Consider the following 1,077-nt stretch of genomic DNA (forward strand, 5'->3'; position numbering starts at 1 on the left):
CGAATGGCGTTCTCGGCGGGGTTGTTGTCGATCGGCAGATCGCCGCGCTCGAGGTAGCGCGTCAGGCGCGGCCACTGCCGATGCAGGTAGCCCAGCGCACCGCCGAGCAGCGAGGTGGGCGGCACGGTGGGGAGCACCTGGTCGACCCAGCGGCGCAGCTCCTCGATCACGGCGCGGCTTTGGCTCTGGCGTCGCGCCAGGCGCTCGGCGTCGTTCAGTTCGCGCGCCTCCTTCTCGATGGCGTAGAGCTTGCCGATCAGGGCCAGCGCTTCGTGGGCGCGGCCGCGCTTGCCCTCGGGCAGCACCTTGCTGGCGTCGACGAAGCGGCGGCGTGCGTGAACCCAGCAGCCGAGCCGGGTCACTCCCTCGCAGAAGGCAATCGCGCCGTAGCTCTCGAGCCCGTCGGCCATCAGATGCCCCCTCCAGCCTTCGAGCAGGCGTAAGGGCACCGCCTGCGCGCGGCTCGGATCGTACTCGAAGAGAATCACCGGCTTGCCCGGCGGGCCACCGCGCTGCACCCACATCTGGCTCTTGCTGGTGGCCGCCCGGCCGGGCTCCTTGAGCACCTGGACCGGGGTCTCATCCATGTGGATGACGTCGTGCCCGAGCAGCACGTCGCGCATCAGATTGGCGATGGGCTGCAGCGCCCGGGCGGTGCCGATCACCCAGCGCGCCAGCGTCTGGCGCGGCACGAGCACGCCTGCGCGGGCGAGGACATACTCGAAGCGCGCCAGCGGCAGTCCATCGACGTACTTGGTGACGAGCAGCATCGCCAACAGGTCGTTGCTGGCGTTGCTCTTGGGCAGCACCTGCGTTGGGGCACGGGCGCTGACCGGCGCCTGGTCACCCTTGGGGCAGCCGTAGCGCTTCTTGATGTGGCGCAGCACGCGCACCTGCATCGGGACGATGTCGAGCTGCTCGCTGACATCCTGGCCGATTTCGACCATGGGCGTGCCGCAGGCGCAGGGTAAGCGGTAACTGCCCGGCGTCCTTGCCTACTTCGAGATTTCGAAGAGATCGGATCGCAGCGGATTGGCCGCGAAGTGTTGCTTCCACAGCCTTGGGGTGAGCTGCGCC

General features: G+C 68.9%; 1 protein-coding gene. It reads right to left on the minus strand.

Annotated features, from left to right (window positions below):
* Nucleotides 1–947: IS66 family transposase (tnpC, locus tag MXC99_RS00325; RefSeq protein ID WP_247723656.1), on the minus strand; the 947-nt coding region annotated here is incomplete at its 3' end.
* Nucleotides 948–1,077 lie beyond the last annotated feature (130 nt).

Origin of the sequence: Thauera aromatica (genome assembly GCF_023093595.1) — a bacterium.
In the GTDB taxonomy this organism is placed as follows: Bacteria; Pseudomonadota; Gammaproteobacteria; order Burkholderiales; family Rhodocyclaceae; genus Thauera; species Thauera aromatica_A.